This window comes from Streptomyces bambusae (assembly GCF_019400985.1).
In the GTDB taxonomy this organism is placed as follows: Bacteria; Actinomycetota; Actinomycetes; order Streptomycetales; family Streptomycetaceae; genus Streptomyces; species Streptomyces bambusae_A.
This window is the reverse complement of the sequence record NZ_WTFF01000044.1, coordinates 15,211-31,079: the sequence shown is the minus strand read 5'-3', so window position 1 is coordinate 31,079 and position 15,869 is coordinate 15,211. Positions and strand designations below refer to the sequence as shown.

Annotated in this window: 12 protein-coding genes; 6 read left to right on the top strand and 6 right to left on the bottom strand. The window is 72.2% G+C overall.

From position 1 onward, the window contains the following. Nucleotides 1–188: 188 nt before the first annotated feature. Nucleotides 189–1,316, bottom strand: coding sequence for a GGDEF domain-containing protein (locus tag GPJ59_RS09430; protein WP_219666023.1), 1,128 nt, complete (start codon nt 1,314–1,316; stop codon nt 189–191). A gap of 219 nt (nt 1,317–1,535) precedes the next feature. Between GPJ59_RS09430 and GPJ59_RS09425 the strand changes: the two genes are divergently transcribed. Beyond that, a complete protein-coding gene (locus tag GPJ59_RS09425) occupies nt 1,536–2,141 on the top strand; it encodes a Uma2 family endonuclease (protein WP_219666022.1) in 606 nt (201 codons plus the stop codon). 70 nt (nt 2,142–2,211) lie between these two features. Here the strand turns inward: GPJ59_RS09425 and GPJ59_RS09420 are convergent, their stop codons facing one another. From GPJ59_RS09420 to GPJ59_RS09410, 3 genes are all read right to left on the bottom strand, one after another. Next, nucleotides 2,212–3,048: an enoyl-CoA hydratase/isomerase family protein gene (locus tag GPJ59_RS09420; protein WP_219666021.1), complete on the bottom strand. Its 837-nt coding sequence runs from the start codon at nt 3,046–3,048 to the stop codon at nt 2,212–2,214. A 26-nt stretch (nt 3,049–3,074) separates the two neighbouring features. Continuing rightward, nucleotides 3,075–4,214 carry an adenylate/guanylate cyclase domain-containing protein gene (locus GPJ59_RS09415; protein WP_219666020.1) on the bottom strand — a complete coding sequence of 380 codons (1,140 nt, stop codon included), beginning with the start codon at nt 4,212–4,214 and terminating at the stop codon, nt 3,075–3,077. Nucleotides 4,215–4,389: 175 nt separating this feature from the next. Next, complete coding sequence (locus GPJ59_RS09410; protein ID WP_219666019.1) at nt 4,390–5,244, bottom strand: biotin--[acetyl-CoA-carboxylase] ligase; 855 nt, start codon at nt 5,242–5,244, stop codon at nt 4,390–4,392. Nucleotides 5,245–5,375: 131 nt separating this feature from the next. On the opposite strand from GPJ59_RS09410, the gene GPJ59_RS09405 reads away from it, so the two are divergent. The 4 genes from GPJ59_RS09405 to GPJ59_RS09390 all read left to right on the top strand — a co-directional run bounded on the left by GPJ59_RS09405 (nt 5,376) and on the right by GPJ59_RS09390 (nt 8,069). Next, on the top strand, nt 5,376–6,962 hold the full coding sequence (locus GPJ59_RS09405) for an acyl-CoA carboxylase subunit beta (RefSeq protein WP_219666018.1): 1,587 nt from the start codon (nt 5,376–5,378) through the stop codon (nt 6,960–6,962). A gap of 10 nt (nt 6,963–6,972) precedes the next feature. Next, nucleotides 6,973–7,179: an acyl-CoA carboxylase epsilon subunit gene (locus GPJ59_RS09400; protein WP_219666017.1), complete on the top strand. Its 207-nt coding sequence runs from the start codon at nt 6,973–6,975 to the stop codon at nt 7,177–7,179. Nucleotides 7,180–7,270: 91 nt separating this feature from the next. Then, entirely contained in the window at nt 7,271–7,408 is a 138-nt protein-coding gene (gene mmpB, locus GPJ59_RS09395; RefSeq protein WP_219666016.1) for a morphogenic membrane protein MmpB, read from the top strand. Nucleotides 7,409–7,463: 55 nt separating this feature from the next. After that, the gene (locus GPJ59_RS09390; protein ID WP_219666015.1) at nt 7,464–8,069 is read left to right on the top strand and encodes a Maf family protein; all 606 of its coding nucleotides are present in this window, start codon (nt 7,464–7,466) and stop codon (nt 8,067–8,069) included. On the opposite strand, the gene GPJ59_RS09385 is transcribed toward GPJ59_RS09390, so the two are convergent. After that, nucleotides 8,050–8,607 carry a hypothetical protein gene (locus GPJ59_RS09385; RefSeq protein WP_258024112.1) on the bottom strand — a complete coding sequence of 186 codons (558 nt, stop codon included), beginning with the start codon at nt 8,605–8,607 and terminating at the stop codon, nt 8,050–8,052. The two genes, GPJ59_RS09390 and GPJ59_RS09385, sit on opposite strands and share 20 nt — an antisense overlap. A gap of 350 nt (nt 8,608–8,957) precedes the next feature. On the opposite strand from GPJ59_RS09385, the gene GPJ59_RS09380 reads away from it, so the two are divergent. Further along, entirely contained in the window at nt 8,958–10,721 is a 1,764-nt protein-coding gene (locus GPJ59_RS09380) for an acetyl/propionyl/methylcrotonyl-CoA carboxylase subunit alpha (protein ID WP_219666014.1), read from the top strand. Nucleotides 10,722–10,843: 122 nt separating this feature from the next. On the opposite strand, the gene GPJ59_RS38435 is transcribed toward GPJ59_RS09380, so the two are convergent. Further along, nucleotides 10,844–15,808, bottom strand: a complete 4,965-nt coding sequence (locus tag GPJ59_RS38435) for an FG-GAP-like repeat-containing protein (RefSeq protein WP_219666013.1) — start codon at nt 15,806–15,808, stop codon at nt 10,844–10,846. Nucleotides 15,809–15,869: the final 61 nt, after the last annotated feature.

The following is a 15,869-nucleotide window of genomic DNA, read 5'->3' as shown; positions in this document are numbered from 1 at the left end:
CGATGCACGGCCTGGACGGTTGTGAATAAGAGTGGGGCCCACGCGGGCCGCCCGCTGCCGGCGGGCGGGGCGGGGGCGGCGGGCAGGCGGCTCAGTGCGGCTCCACGGGCCAGGGGACAGGAGGGGGCAGGGGTCAGGGGCCAGGAGGGGGCCACGGGCCAGGAGACAGGGGCGGGCCGCGGTCCGGTTCAGCCGCGGCCGCGGAAGCTGCGGCGTTCGCCGGTCGGTTCGCCCGGGGCCGGCTGCGGGGCGGAGTCGGCCAGGCGGACGACCGTGGTGTCCCGGCCGGCGACGACGGGGGTGGCCGAGCGGGCCGCCTTGGCCTTGTACTGGGCGGCGTCCGCCAGCCGGAACAGCCGGCGGGAGGACTTCACCGTGCCGATGTCGTCCCCGGTCGAGGCGACCCCGCAGGCGACCCCGTCGCCCAGCTCCAGCTCGGCGGCCCGGACGCAGACCTCCTCGGTGACCCGTACCACCTCGTCGGCGGTGGGGCCGACGCTGAGCAGGCAGAACTCGTCCCCGCCCAGCCGGGCGACCAGGGCCCCGGGCAGCATCGCCCCGCACAGGCTCAGCACCGAGCCGAATCGTTCCAGCAGGCGATCTCCTGTGGCGTGGCCGAGGGTGTCGTTCACGCGTTTGAGTCCGTTGAGGTCGCAGACGACCAGGCTGACCACGGCTCCGGTGGCGCGGTGCTCCTCCAGCGCCTCGTCCAGCCGTACGTCGACGGCCCTGCGGTTGGCCAGGCCGGTCAGCGGGTCGGTGAAGGCGAGCCGCCGGGCCTCCTCCAGCCGCTCGTTCTGGGCGAGGCCGGCCGCGACGACGGCGGCCAGGACGGCCGCGAACTCGGCGTCGTCCTCGTCGAAGTCGGGCAGCCCCTCGTCGCGGGCGACGTAGAGCTCGCCCCAGGCCCGGCCGCTCAGCACGATCGGCGCCACCACGCAGGTGCCGCGGCCGCGCCGCCGCAGGGCCTCGCCGCGCCGGCCGGGCCGGGCCTCGACGGCGCTCTCCACCCAGGCGTGGGGGCCGCGGCCGCCGGCCCAGCGCTCGTGCAGGAACTCGGCGATCTCGGGGAAGTCGTGCACGGGGTAGGACTCGTCCGCGGGGAACTCCTCCTCCCCGGCGCGCCGCTCCCCCTCGTTCACCAGCACCCGCAGCCGGCCCCGCTCGCGCTCCCACGCGGAGATCGCGGCGAAGGACCCGTCCATGGCCACCCGGGCTCCCCGCGCGGCGGCGCGCACGCTGTCACGCGGCACCTGAGCCGCCGCCATGGCCTGCGCCAGGCTCACCACGGCCCGCAACCGCCCGTCGAGTCCCATCACCCAAGACTAGGTCGATCTGTCCGGTTCAGAGCGTCCGGAGCCACCTGGGCGGGTGGCGTCGGCCGGCGTCGGCCGGCGTTTCCTGGCGACTCCCGGCGAATCCCGGCGAATCCCGGCGACTCCCGGCAAAGACGCCGTACCGGGGTGTCGTGTCAGCGCTGCGTGGCACGATGACGGTGTCGGGGCGCGCGCGACGTGAAGGAAAGGACACGGTCCATGTCACTGCCTATTCACGAATCGCTACCCCCTGCTGACGAGCCGGCCGTCACGGACATGCTGGACGTCTACGAAAGCACGGAGACTCCCGAGGGCTGGCGGTCGGAGATCATCGAAGGGGAAATCGTCTTGGTACCTCCGCCCTCCGGTGACCTCGAGGACATCCTCGACTACCTGCGCACGGAATTGCGCACGGTCATTCCGCGCTCCTGGGGACTGAGCTCGAACTCCGGGCTCATCCTCCCCTCGCTGTCGAAGGTGCCTGTCCCGGACCTGCTGGTGACGGACGCCCGGCTCCGTGACGTGTCGTACGCCCCGAAGGGCGGCGTCAACTGGGCGGTCCGCCTGGAGCACGTCGAGCTGGTCGTCGAGGTCACCAGTGGCAACGCCGCGACCGACCGTGACGTCAAGCGCGTCGCGTACGGCAAGGCCGGCATTCCGCGGTACCTGCTGGTGGACCGCCAGAAGCACGAGGTGACCCTGTTCACCGAGCCGCACGAGCTCGGCTACGGGCACCCACAGCGCGTCCCGTACGGGGAGTCCCTCACCATCGACTTCGAAGCGGTCGGCACGGTCACAATCGACACGGCCGACTTTCCGAAGTAGTGCCGAAGGCCGACGGCCCGGCCGGCCACCGGGCCGCCAGGGGCCGAACCCCGGCGGCCCGACGCCCCGCCTACTCCCCCGGCCAGTTCGGCCGCCGCTTCTCGTTGAACGCGGCCACGCCCTCCGCGCGGTCGCCCGAGAAGGCCACCGTGCGCCACGCCGCGTCCTCGATCTCCAGGCCCGCCGCCAGGTCCATGCCGTGGCCCAGGCGCAGCGCCCGCTTCGCCGCGCGCAGGCCGACGGGCGAGTTCGCCGCCATCCGGCCCGCCAGCGCCAGCGCCTCCTCGCGGTCCTGGCCGGCCGGGACCACCGAGTCCACCATGCCGAGCGACAGGGCCTCCGCCGCCTCGACCCGGCGCGCGGTGAAGATCAGCTCGGCGGCCCGGGCCGCGCCCACCCGGCGGGGCAGGAGCTGGGTGCCGCCGCCGCCCGGGATGACCCCGACCGAGACCTCGGGCAGGCCGACCACCGCGCTCTCGTCCGCCACGATCACGTCGCACGCCAGCGCCAGCTCGAAGCCGCCGCCCAACGCGAAGCCGTGCACCGCGGCGATCGTCGGCATCGGCAGCTCCAGCACCCCGCCGTACGCGCCGCGCGCCGTCGGCCGCTGCCGCACCAGCTCCGCGTCCGTGAAGGAGTTGCGCTCCTTGAGGTCGGCGCCGACGCAGAACGCCCGCTCGTGCGTCGAGGTCAGCACCACGACCCGTACGGAGGAGTCCGCCGCGAGCGCCGCGCACGCGGCCCCGATCGAGCGGGCCATCTCCGTCGAGACGGCGTTCATGGCCTTGGGCCGGTCGAGGGCCAGCTCGACGACGCCGTCCTCCCCGTGCCTGCGCACCGCGACGAACTCCCCGAACCTCTGCTCGGACGACGGCTGCCCGGACGGCGACGAGTGCTCGGACGACATGGTGGGACCTCCCCGGTTAACGAGCGTTACCCGGGGATCTTAGGGCTCCGCCGCGTCAGCAACCAGGGCTCCACGACCCCCAGCCCGCGCACCGGCCGCTGCCACATCGGCTGGAGCGCGAAGCGGTACGGGGCGCCCTCCTCGGCCTGCTTCTCCGACACCGGCGCGTCCCCGGTCCGGGCCAGCTCCTCCGCCAGCGCCCCGTCCACCAGCACCGCGTTCTTCGGGGCTATCGAGGTCAGCCGGCTCGCCAGGTTCACGGTCGTGCCGAACACGTCGCCCATGCGGGTCGTCACCGTGCCGAAGGACATCCCCACCCGCAGCTCCGGCATCATCCGGTCGGCCTCCATGGTCTCGACCAGCCGCAGCGCGATCTCCGCCGCCGTGCCCGCGTCGTCGGCGACGTACAGCACCTCGTCGCCCAGGGTCTTGATCAGCCGGCCGCCGTGCGCGGCCACCAGGTCCGCCGCCGTGGTCTCGAAGGACTCGACCAGCTCGCCGAGCTCCTCCTCCTCCAGCCGGCGGGTCAGCCGGGTGAAGCCGACCAGGTCCGCGAAGCCGACCGCGAGGCGCCGGTCCACCATCTCCTCGTCGTCGGCCGCCTGCACCACGCGGCCGGTCGCGGCCGCCAGCTGCCGCCGCCAGACGTAGACGAGGAACTCCTGCAACTCCGGCAGCAGCAGCTCCACCAGCGGGTACGTGACCTCCGTACGGGTCATCCCCGGCTCCGGCGGCTCCGTCAGCCCCTCCAGGAAGGAGTCGATCTGCCACTCCGCCAGCCGCGCCGTGGTCTGGCCGGTGGACCGCGCCACCTGTACCGCCATCGGCTCGCTGAGCAGCCCCGCCTCCACCAGGCCCGCCAGCCGCCGCAGTGCCAGCACGTCCGCCTCCGTCAGGGCCTTGGCCTGCCCGATGTCCGCGAAGCCCATCGCCCGCCAGAACCGCGAGGCCAGCTCCATCGACACCCCGGCGCTGCGCGCCGCCTGGAACGGCGTGTACCGGCGCTCGGCGCCCAGGATCAGCTGCTCCAGCCGGATGGCGAGCGGGTCCGCCGTCGGCTGGGCGGTGTGGTCCACCTCGTGGTGCGGTGTGTGCTGGTCACGGCCGATGGGCATGCTCGGCCCCGCGCCGTGGGCAGCCCCGGGGGACGAGTCGTCGACGGTCAAGGGCCGCCTCCTGTCCATTCCGTACGCATTGCCCTCCGGGATCGCCTAAACCATACGGCAGATGTGCCGTACCTCACTCGCCGCTGCCTTCCGGGGCTCCCCCGACCCGGTGCGGCGGGACCCCGCACCGCCCGGGTGGGGCAGTCCGGGGCCCCGCACCGCCCCGCCGGGCCCGCTAGTGCGCCCCCTTCAGGTGCACGACGTCCCCCGCGCCCACCGCCTCGCGCCGGTCGTCGGCCGTCCGGATGACCAGCCGGCCGTCCGCGTCCACCGCCTCCGCCGTGCCGGTCAGCTCCTGCCCGCCCGGCAGCTCCGCCCGTACGTGGCGGCCCAGCGTCGCGCAGCCCGCCGCGTAGCTCTCCTGCAGGCCGCTGGCCGCCGGGTCGCCGCCCGCCGCGCGCCAGTCGCCGTACCACTGCTCCAGCGAGCGCAGCACCGCCTTCAGCAGCGGTTCCCGGTCCGTGACCGCGGCCTTGGCCAGGGTCAGCGAGCCCGCGGCGGGGACCGGGAGCTCGTCCCAGGTGAGGCTCACGTTGAGGCCGACGCCCAGGACGACCCCGTCGGGAGTGCGCTCGGCGAGGATGCCGCCGGTCTTGCGCTCCTCGCCCTCGACGCTGACCAGCAGGTCGTTGGGCCATTTGAGTGACGTGTCCACGCCTGCCGCGCGGGACAGCCCGTTCGCGGTGGCCACGCCCGCGAGCAGGGTCAGCCAGCCCCACCGCTCCTGCGGCACGTCCGGACCCGGCTTGAGCAGGACGGAGAAGAACAGCCCGGAGCGGGCCGGGGCGGTCCAGGTGCGGTCCAGCCGGCCGCGGCCGGCCGTCTGCTCCTCGGCCACGAGGACGGCGCCCTCGGGCAGCTCCGCGGCCCGGGCCGCGAGGTCGGTGTTGGTGGACCCGGTGGAGGGGACGACCTCCAGGGAGGTCCACAGGCTGTCGGGCGTGACGAGCGCGCGCTGGAGGGCGGCGGCGTTCAGCGGCGGCCGGTCGAGGCTGGACCAGCGTCCCGCGTAGGGCTCTGATGGCGTCATGCAAGGCAGATTAGGTGTGTCAAACGCCGCACTGCCGCGCGCCATGCCCGCCGATACGCTACGCACCAGTAGCCATCAGTAGTCAATCAATTGACCAGGCAGTTGACACCTCTCAGGGAGCCGCGACCCCGATGTCACAACCCTCAGACCCGATCGACATCCACACCACCGCGGGGAAGATCGCCGATCTGCAGCGCCGCATCGACGAAGCCACCCACGCCGGCTCGGCGCGGGCCGTGGAGAAGCAGCACGCCAAGGGCAAGCTGACGGCGCGCGAGCGGGTGGCGCTGCTCCTGGACGAGGGCTCGTTCGTCGAGCTCGACGAGTTCGCCCGGCACCGCTCCACCGACTTCGGCATGGAGCGCAACCGCCCCTACGGCGACGGCGTGGTCACCGGCTACGGCACCGTCGACGGCCGCCCGGTGGCCGTGTTCTCCCAGGACTTCACCGTCCTCGGCGGCTCGCTCGGCGAGGTCTTCGGCCAGAAGATCATGAAGGTCATGGACTTCGCGCTGAAGACCGGCTGCCCGGTCGTCGGCATCAACGACTCCGGCGGCGCCCGCATCCAGGAGGGCGTCATGGCCCTCGGCATGTACGGCGAGATCTTCCGGCGCAACGTGCACGCGTCCGGTGTGATCCCGCAGATCTCGCTGGTCGTCGGGCCGTGTGCGGGCGGCGCCGTGTACTCGCCGGCGATCACCGACTTCACGGTCATGGTCGACCAGACCTCGCACATGTTCATCACCGGCCCCGACGTCATCAAGACCGTCACCGGCGAGGACGTGGGCTTCGAGGAGCTGGGCGGCGCCCGGACGCACAACAGCACCTCCGGCGTGGCCCACCACATGGCGGGCGACGAGAAGGACGCCATCGAGTACGTCAAGTCGCTGCTGTCGTACCTGCCGTCGAACAACCTCTCCGAGGCGCCCGCCTTCCCCGAGGAGGCCGACACCGAGGTCTCCGAGGCCGACCGCGAGCTGGACGTCCTGATCCCGGACAGCGCCAACCAGCCGTACGACATGCACACCGTCATCGAGCACGTGCTGGACGAGGGCGAGTTCCTGGAGACCCAGTCGCTGTTCGCGCCGAACATCCTGACCGGCTTCGGCCGCGTCGAGGGGCACCCGGTGGGTGTCGTCGCCAACCAGCCGATGCAGTTCGCCGGCTGCCTGGACATCGACGCCAGCGAGAAGGCGGCCCGGTTCGTCCGGACGTGCGACGCCTTCAACATCCCGGTGCTGACGTTCGTGGACGTACCGGGCTTCCTGCCGGGCACCGACCAGGAGTACAACGGAATCATCCGGCGCGGCGCGAAGCTGATCTACGCGTACGCCGAGGCCACCGTCCCCCTGATCACCGTCATCACCCGCAAGGCGTTCGGCGGCGCCTACGACGTCATGGGCTCCAAGCACCTGGGCGCGGACCTCAACCTCGCCTGGCCGACCGCCCAGATCGCCGTCATGGGCGCGCAGGGCGCGGTCAACATCCTGCACCGGCGCACGATCGCCGAGGCCGAGGATGTCGAGGCGACCCGGGCCCAGCTGATCACCGAGTACGAGGACACCCTGCTCAACCCGTACGTGGCGGCCGAGCGCGGTTACATCGACGCGGTGACGCTGCCCTCGGAGACCCGCGCGCACGTCGTCAGGGGCCTGCGGCACCTGCGGAGCAAGCGCGAGTCGCTGCCGCCGAAGAAGCACGGCAACATCCCGCTGTAGGAGGTTCGACGTGATCAAGGTCGTCAAGGGGAACCCGACCCCGGAGGAGCTGGCCGCCGCCCTGGCGGTGGTCCGAGCGCGCGCGGCGGTGCTGGCCTCGGCGCCGTCGGGCGCGCACCCGGTGGCCGACGCGTGGTCCGACCCGGCGCGGCTGGCGGGGCGCCGCCTGCCGCAGCCGGGGCCGCGCGCGTGGGGGCGTACGTACTGGCCCGCGTGAGGCGGACCGCGCGAGGCCTGCGGGGAACATCCGGTGGCGCCTGAGTACCCGTACTCAGGCGCCACCGGCGTCCGCGCGACAGGATCGGGGCATGCTCTGGTCCGACCCGAAGAACGAGCCGCCCAAGGACATGCGCGACGCACAGGCGATGGTCCGGCGGTTGACCGTGGTGCTGGCCCTGGCCATGCTCGTCGTGGTCTACGTCCTGGGCGTGGGCGGCCTGCGCTGAGTGCTGCGGACAGGCCCGTGTCCCGGGTGCGGGGTGCCCGCCTACGATGGCCGGCATGACTGCTCAGCCGCGTGCCCTGGTCCTCGCCTCCGCCTCCCCCGCCCGCCTGAACCTGCTGCGGCAGGCCGGGCTGGCGCCGCACGTCGTCGTCAGCGGCGTCGACGAGGACTCGCTGAACGCGGACACCCCGGCCGAGCTGGCGCTGGCCCTGGCGGAGGCCAAGGCCGCCGCGGTGGCCTCCCTGGCGGAGGCCGCGGGCTCGCTGGTGATCGGCTGCGACTCGGTGCTGGAGCTGGACGGCGAGGCGCTGGGCAAGCCGGCGGACGCCGAGGAGGCCACCGCGCGCTGGAAGTCGATGCGCGGCCGGTCGGGCGTGCTGCGCACCGGGCACTGCGTGATCGACACGGCGACGGGCCGTCAGGTGTCGGCGACGGCGTCCACGACGGTGCGGTTCGGTGAGGTGAGCGACGCGGAGATCGCCGCGTACGTCGAGAGCGGCGAGCCGCTGCACGTCGCGGGGGCGTTCACGCTCGACGGGCTGTCGGCGCCGTTCATCGAGGGCATCGACGGGTGCGCGGGGAACGTCATCGGGCTGTCGATGCCGCTGCTGCGCTCGCTGCTCGGCGAACTGGGCGTGTCCGTCACGGACTTGTGGGCGTGAGCGGACCCGGGCCGACGCCCGGCGGGGCGGTCGGCGGGGCGGTCGGGGCGGTCGGGGGGACAGCCGGCGGATCCGTGTCCGGGCCGGACGCCGGACCGGACGCCGGACCAGACGCCGCGCCGGACGCCGGACCGGCCCCCCGGTCCGCCGGGCGCCCGTAGAGCAGCAGGACGAGCACCAGCAGGCACAGGACGCCCGTGAGGACGGCGAAGGCGCCCCAGCCGACCAGGGCGGCCACGAGGGCGCTCAGGACGCCGTTGGTGACCGCCGCGGCGATCAGCAGGACGCGGGCGGGCCGGCCGGGGGCGCGGTCGCGGACCGCGGCGACGGCGAGCAGGACGGCGCACACCACGAGGAAGCCGCCGAGTCCGGCCCCGAGCACGTATGTTGCCTTGGACATGACAGCCGGATCGCTGCCGGCGATCGACATCGACTGACCGGAGGTCGCCCGGCCCAGCACCAGATGGACGACGACGACCGCCGCGGCCTCCACCACGAGGACGGCCGCGGCCGCCCCGGCCACGATTCTGCGCAGCACGACGCATCCCACCCCTGACACTGGCCCGTTCGGTGCCACGGAGGCTACTCACCGGTAAACCCGGCGACAAGGGGTGCGGCACGACCCTGCCACGCAAAGAATGGCTGGGCCGTTCGTAGGGACTCCACAAAGATTCGCTGCGGGCGGCTGACCGGGCTGACAGAGACCTTGGCCACACGACAGGGTTACTGTGCAGTCGGGGAAACCCCTGACCTGGGGCGCCACAAGGGTTCTCGGAGCTCGAACGAGTCTCGAATAACGCTCTGTGTGGGGAAGCTCACCTCTGGAGACGGGTCGAAAGGCCGTGTCGGCTGTCCCTAAACTCAGCTTGTTTCAAGGAGGGAGCCATCGTGCGCAAGGTGCTCATCGCCAACCGTGGCGAAATCGCTGTCCGCGTTGCCCGGGCCTGCCGGGACGCCGGGATCGCGAGCGTAGCCGTCTACGCCGACCCGGACCGGGACGCTCTGCACGTCCGCGCGGCCGACGAGGCTTTCGCGTTGGGCGGTGACACTCCGGCAGCCAGCTACCTCGACATCGCGAAGGTGCTCCAGGCCGCTGCCGACTCAGGTGCGGACGCCATCCACCCCGGATACGGCTTCCTCTCCGAGAACGCCGACTTCGCGCAGGCCGTCATCGACGCGGGCCTGACCTGGATCGGCCCGCCCCCGCAGGCCATCCGCGACCTCGGTGACAAGGTCGCCGCCCGGCACATCGCCCAGCGGGCCGGCGCGCCGCTGGTCGCCGGTACCCCGGACCCGGTCTCGGGTGCCGAGGAGGTCGTGGAGTTCGCGAAGCAGCACGGGCTGCCGATCGCGATCAAGGCCGCCTTCGGCGGCGGCGGCCGCGGCCTGAAGGTCGCCCGCACCCTGGAAGAGGTGCCCGAGCTCTACGAGTCCGCCGTCCGCGAGGCCGTCGCCGCCTTCGGCCGCGGCGAGTGCTTCGTCGAGCGTTACCTCGACAAGCCCCGGCACGTCGAGACCCAGTGCCTGGCCGACTCCCACGGCAACGTGGTCGTCGTCTCCACCCGTGACTGCTCGCTGCAGCGCCGCCACCAGAAGCTGGTCGAGGAGGCCCCCGCGCCGTTCCTCTCCGAGGCGCAGAACGCCGAGCTGTACGCCGCGTCGAAGGCCATCCTGAAGGAGGCCGGCTACGTCGGCGCCGGCACGGTGGAGTTCCTCGTCGGCCTCGACGGGACGATCTCCTTCCTGGAGGTCAACACCCGCCTGCAGGTCGAGCACCCGGTCACCGAAGAGGTCGCCGGCATCGACCTGGTCCGCGAGATGTTCCGCATCGCCGACGGCGAGGAGCTCGGCTACGGCGACCCGCAGCTGCGCGGCCACTCCATCGAGTTCCGCATCAACGGCGAGGACCCGGGCCGTAACTTCCTGCCCGCCCCCGGCACCGTGACGAAGTTCAGCGCGCCGACCGGCCCGGGTGTCCGCCTGGACGCCGGCGTAGAGTCCGGCTCGGTCATCGGCCCGGCCTGGGACTCGCTGCTGGCCAAGCTGATCGTCACCGGCGCCACCCGCGAGCAGGCCCTCCAGCGGGCCGCCCGCGCCCTGGCGGAGTTCGAGATCGAGGGCATGGCCACCGCCATCCCCTTCCACCGCGCGGTCGTCGCCGACCCCGCCTTCGCGCCGGCCGACGGCAACCCGTTCACGGTCCACACCCGCTGGATCGAGACCGAGTTCGTCAACGAGATCCCGGTGTTCGCGGCGCCCGCCGCCGAGGACACCGACGAGGAGCCGGGCCGCGAGACGGTCGTCGTCGAGGTCGGCGGCAAGCGTCTCGAGGTCTCCCTGCCGTCCTCGCTGGGCATGACCCTGGCCCGTACGGCCGCCGCCGGCGGGGCCAAGCCCAAGCGCCGTGTCGCCAAGAAGTCCGGCCCGGCCGCCTCCGGCGACAGCCTCGCCTCGCCCATGCAGGGCACGATCGTCAAGGTCGCGGTCGAGGAGGGCCAGCAGGTCAACGAGGGTGACCTGGTCGTCGTGCTCGAAGCGATGAAGATGGAGCAGCCGCTCAACGCGCACCGCTCCGGCACCGTCGTCGGCCTCACCGCCGAGGTCGGCGCGTCCGTCACCTCCGGCGCGACGATCTGCGAGATCAAGGACTGACGTCCTCGCCGCCGTACGACGTACGCCGTACGCCGTACGCCGTAGACGAAGCCCCCGCCCGGTCAAGCTTTCCGGGCGGGGGCTTCGTCGTGTCAGTGTCGGACCGTCATGCGGGACTCATGTCACCAGGTGCCCGGGAGGGCCTGCCAGCTGCGGAAGGTGTTCTCGAAGCCGCCGTCGGTGCGGCCCTTGAACGTGAAGGCGCTGGTGGCGCCGGTGGCGTAGTTGTACAGGACGGACAGGTCCTCGCGGCCGTCGCCGTCGGCGTCGCCCGACACCAGCAGGCCCGTGCTGGACGCGTACCAGTTGCCGTCCGGGGTGTTCCAACTGCTCAGCTCCGCACCGACCTTGCCGTCGGCCTGGCCGAGCAGCGTGGTCAGCGAGTCGCTGCCGTCGGTGTGGTCGTACATCAGGGCCGCGTCGGCACGCCCGTCACCGTTGTAGTCGCCGACCGTGAACTTGGTGCGCGGGTACTCCCACTGCTCCTTCGTCTTGGTCCACGACTTGACCGGAGCGGCGAAGCCGCCGCCCGGCTGGCCGATGAAGGTCCACATCGCCGCGCCGCCGGCGGTGTAGCCGTAGAGCGCGAGGATGTCGTCGCGGCCGTCGCCGTTGATGTCACCCGCCCGGTACGAGGCGTGGGGGGCCCACCACTGCCCGGTGCCCACCCGCCAGCTGGCGATGCCCGAGTTGAAGGTGCCGTTGGCGTTGCCGGTCCAGGTGTGCAGGCCCGCCGCGCCGTCGCCGTAGTCGTAGACCATGGCGATGTCGGCCCTCTTGTCGCCGTTGAAGTCGCCGGCGACGAAGGTGCCCTTGTTCCAGTCGAAGTTGCCCGCGGCCGCCGTCAGGCCCTTGACGGGGGTGAAGGTGCCGTCGGCGTTGGAGAGGAAGTTCCACAGCGCGTTGCTGCCGTCGGCGTAGCCGTAGACCGCGCCGATGTCGGTGCGGCCGTCGCCGTTGAAGTCACCGGCGACCCACTTGGCACGGTCGTCGGAGAAGCTGCCCTTGGCGCTGGTCCAGCGGACCGTGGGCTCCTCGTAGCCGCCGTCGGGGCGGGCGTCGAGCACCCACAGGGCGGTGGTGTTGTCACCGTAGTCGTAGACGGTCGCCAGGTCGCTGCGGCCGTCGCCGTTGAAGTCGCCGGACAGGTCGGTCCGCAGGTGCGCGGTGCGGTCGGTGGGACGGTGCTCGACCGCCGCGCCCGTCGTCCTGTTGAAGCGGATGTAGCCGCCCGTGAAGTCCTCGCGGACACCGCCCGCGACCTCGTACTCGTCCGACTTCGGGTACCCCAGGAAGCTCTTCTCCGCGCCGAGGGCGATCCACTTGGCGCGGATGGAGCCGTAGACCGGCCACGCGCCGGTGGCAGAGGTCCAGTAGACCGATGCGGTGTCCGAGGTCTGGCCGCGCTTGCGGAAGTGGTTGTAGCGGCCGACGCCGTCGGTGTGGTTGGTCTCGTCGGTCGTCGGGTAGCCGAGCCGGCTCGGGCCGCCCATCTGTACGTACCGGGCGTAGATGCCGCCGTGGACCGAGAAGGACCCGGTCTCCGGTGACCAGTAGATCGCGCCGGCGCCGCCGGAACCGGAGAAGGTGGTGAACGCGCCGACCTCGTCGAAGGTCCTGGCCTCGTCGGAGGTCGGGTATCCGAGGATGCCCTTCTCCGCGCCGAGGCTGATCCACTTCGAGCGGATGCCGTTCATGACCAGCCAGGCGCCGGTGCTCGGGTGCCAGTAGATGGAGGCGTTGTCGCTGGTGGAGCCGTTGGTCCGCAGGTGGACGAACTTGCCGCCGTCGGGGTTGTCCGTGACCTTGCCCGAGGGCTTGCCGAAGCCGGTGGCCCCGCCCTTGGCCTTGAACTTCGCCAGGATCGGACCGCACAGCCGCTGGGTCGTCCCGGCGGTCACCGCCGGCACGTTCTCGCACGTGGTCCACGGGGTGCCGCCGACCGCGATCTGGCGGGCCGGGCTGAAGGCGTCGCCGCCCACGGGCTGACGGCCCTGGAACTCCCAGAGCACGCCGTTGTTGTCCCGCGACCACAGGTCGGGGAAGCCGTCCTTCTCGAAGTCGCCGAGGCTGGCCAGGTGGGGCCGGACCGCACCGGTGAAGTCGGTGCCGATGGACTGGGTGCGTACGGCCGCGTCACCGTAGACGGCCAGGTCGATGCCGGCCTTGGACGCGGGGTCGGTGGAGGGGCGGCTGGTGTACTGGTGGATCTTTCCGGTGGTCCTGTCGCGGGCCCAGAGCTCCGGCAGGCCGTCCTTGTTGAGGTCGCCGGGCGCGATCAGGGTCATGTTCTGCCAGTCGGCGTTGCCGAGCTGGACCGGGTCGTAGGACCGCTTGTCCAGGACGCCGTCGCTCTGGCCGAAGTAGAGCCAGAGCTCCCCGCCGGTCTTGACCAGCAGGTCGGGCTGGTCCGCCTCGTCGATCCTGCCGTCGCCCTCGCCCGTCTCGGTGGGGTCGTCGTTGACGCTGCCGATGGCCAGCACCTGGTCGGCGTTGGCCCAGTGGTCGTTGGCGTCGTAGCGGGTGCCCAGCTCGATCCGGCTGTTCTCGGGGTCTTCGAGCTCACCGTCGCCCGCGCCGCGGTAGACGTACAGGTTCTGCCGGCTGTTGTCGGCCGAGGGCTCCAGGACGATCAGGTCCTCGTAGTAGTCGCCCTCGTTCCAGCTGCCCCACTGCGTCAGGGACCGGGCGTTGGCGAAGTTGCCGTGCTCGGCCTGCCGGGGCACGCCGAAGGCGCCGCCGGTCGTGCCGGGAACCATCCACAGCTTGCCGTCACCCGGGTCGACGCTCCAGATGTCGGTCTGGCCGTCGCCGTTGACGTCGCCGTGCTTGTCCCGCTCCAGCGGGCGCTTGGCGTAGTACTGGAAGAAGGTCTTGTTCGACGGGTTGCCCGCCGCGTCCAGGCTCCACACGTAGAGGCTGTGCGGGCCGGCCGCCACCGGGGTGTACTTGACGTCCACCGGTCCGCCCTTGACGGCCGGGGTGGCCGTGCGGACGGTCGGGTTCTCGGTGGTGTACCACTGGTACTTGGCCACGTCGGTCGCGCCACCGGACTCGAACTTGAAGGTGCCCTCGGTGCGGGCGTAGCCGTTGCCCGTCTGGTCGTCCTCGGGGAACTGTACGGAGGACACCTTGGGCTTGGTGGACGGGCCCTTCAGGTCCACGGTGAACGAGCACTGGCCGTTCCAGGCGCTGGTGTCGGTGCCGTCGGTGACCCGGACGTCCCACTTCCAGGCCCCGTCGGTGGGCGCCGGGATCCGCGCCATCGCGACGTTGCCCGAGGTCTTCTTGTCGAGCACCTTCTTCAGGGTGCCGCTGTAGTCGTCGGCCTTCCAGTAGTGGAATTCCGCGGTGAGGCTGGTGTCCTCGGCGTCCTTCACGCGGGCGCGCAGGACGACCTCGTCCGTCCGGCCGATGGTGCCGCCCGAGCAGGCCACGTACGGGTCCGTCGAGCGGTCCGAGATGGTCGGGGTGGTGTTGTACTTGGTGGAGATGCGGAGGCTGTCCGGGTCCAGCTTGCGCCAGGAGACGTCGACGGTGTCCTTCGCGGCCTTCAGGCCGAGGGTCCACTGTGACTTGCCGCTCTTGACGGCGCCGGCCACCCCGGAGGTGACGTTCATCTCGATGGTGTCGCCGTCACCCGGGCAGTTGCGGCCGCCGTAGGACTGGCCGGAGGCGTCCACCATCCGGTTCCAGTCCGGCTGGCTGTTCCAGGTGGTGGACTTGCTGATGGGGTCGGTGTCCCAGACCTGGATGTCGCCGGAGTTGCAGCTCCAGGAACCCGCCGACTTCTGCTTGATCCGCAGCGTGGATTCCATGATCCGCTTGCCCTTGAGGCTGCCCACGGGGACCTGGAAGAAGGTCTTGGCGCAGACCACGGCGCCGCCCTTGGCGGCGTCCTTGGCGCAGCCGACGCGGGCGTCGTCGCTGAGGGTGCCGCCGTTCCAGTAGTTGGTCTTCTCGGTGCCGGGGATGCCGTTGTGCTTGTACGCCACCGTCCACGCGGACTTCCAGTCGTCCCGCCACTTCGGGTCGATGACGACGGGGTAGGTGGTGTCCGCGGCCGTCAGCAGGTTCCGGTCCGTGGTGAGGGTGAGCTTGTCGCCCTTGAGCGAGACGCCGAGGTCGGCCTGCTTGCTGCCGACGTCGATGCCCTCGGTGGCGGGCGTGGCGGCGGCCTGGGCGGTCGGGGCGGCGGCCTGGATGCCCGCAGCCGGGGCCTTGGCGGCGGAAGCCTTGGCGTCCGGAGCCTTGGCGTCCGGAGCCTTGGCGCCCGCGGCGGGCTGCGCCGCCGTCCTGCCCGCGCCGGAGTCCCACATCTGGGGCTTGGCGGAGCTGAACAGGGTCTGCCCGGCGGGGTCGACGGCCCGGAGCGCGCCGTCCGGCTCCTCGCGCAGGCTGACGCCGGTGCCCTTGAGGCCGAAGTCGAGGGAGGCCAGCTCCGGGTTGGCGGCGGCCTCCCGGTCCTTCACGATCAGCTGGTGCGAGAAGCCGGTGGCGTCCGCGGCGACCCGCAGGTCGACGCCCTTGAGCACCTCCGCGTACGTGGCGCTGTTGCCCTCCACCTTCGGCGCCGGCAGCGGCTTGGGCCAGGTCAGGGAGATGTCCCGGCCGTCCTTGCGCATGGTCACCAGCGGAGCGGTGCCGCCGCCGGAGAAGCTCAGTGCGCTGTGGGTGGCCTTGGTGGCGATCCGGCCGTCCTCCTGCTTGGTCAGGCCGGTGTCGACGGGGACGAGCTTGCCCCCGCGGTGGACGCGGATCGGCACCAGCGCCTGCTCGGTGGAGAACGAACCGTCCGGGTTGGCCCAGACCTCCTCGTCCTCGGTGCGCTGGGAGACGATCTCGACGCGCTTGCCGGTGCGCTGGGCCTCGGCACTGGCCTTGGCGGCCTGTTCGGCCTCGGTGGCGCCGGAGTTCTTGGGCTTGGGCTTGGGCTTGGCTGCGGCCGGCGCCTGGGCCGGTCCGGCCGCGGCGGCGACGGGCACCGCGCCGAGCAGGGCGGCGACCAGCGCGGTCGCCACGGTGAGTACGGGCGCTCTGCGGGAGAGCGGCCCGGTGACGCGGGACCGCGTCGGGAAGGGTCTCACTGAGTGGGTCCTCGGTGTCGGTTCCGGCAGCTCCCCCTCGCGGGCAGCGGCCGAAAGCAGT

Bases quoted from the DNA above. Each gene is read 5' to 3' on its own strand.
- GPJ59_RS09430 (WP_219666023.1), bottom strand. From the start codon at position 1,316: ATGGGACTCGACGGGCGGTTGCGGGCCGTGGTGAGCCTGGCGCAGGCC.
- GPJ59_RS09390 (WP_219666015.1), top strand. From the start codon at position 7,464: ATGACTGCTCAGCCGCGTGCCCTGGTCCTCGCCTCCGCCTCCCCCGCC.
- GPJ59_RS09420 (WP_219666021.1), bottom strand. From the start codon at position 3,048: ATGTCGTCCGAGCACTCGTCGCCGTCCGGGCAGCCGTCGTCCGAGCAG.
- GPJ59_RS09410 (WP_219666019.1), bottom strand. From the start codon at position 5,244: ATGACGCCATCAGAGCCCTACGCGGGACGCTGGTCCAGCCTCGACCGG.
- mmpB (WP_219666016.1), top strand. From the start codon at position 7,271: ATGCTCTGGTCCGACCCGAAGAACGAGCCGCCCAAGGACATGCGCGAC.
- GPJ59_RS09425 (WP_219666022.1), top strand. From the start codon at position 1,536: ATGTCACTGCCTATTCACGAATCGCTACCCCCTGCTGACGAGCCGGCC.
- GPJ59_RS09405 (WP_219666018.1), top strand. From the start codon at position 5,376: ATGTCACAACCCTCAGACCCGATCGACATCCACACCACCGCGGGGAAG.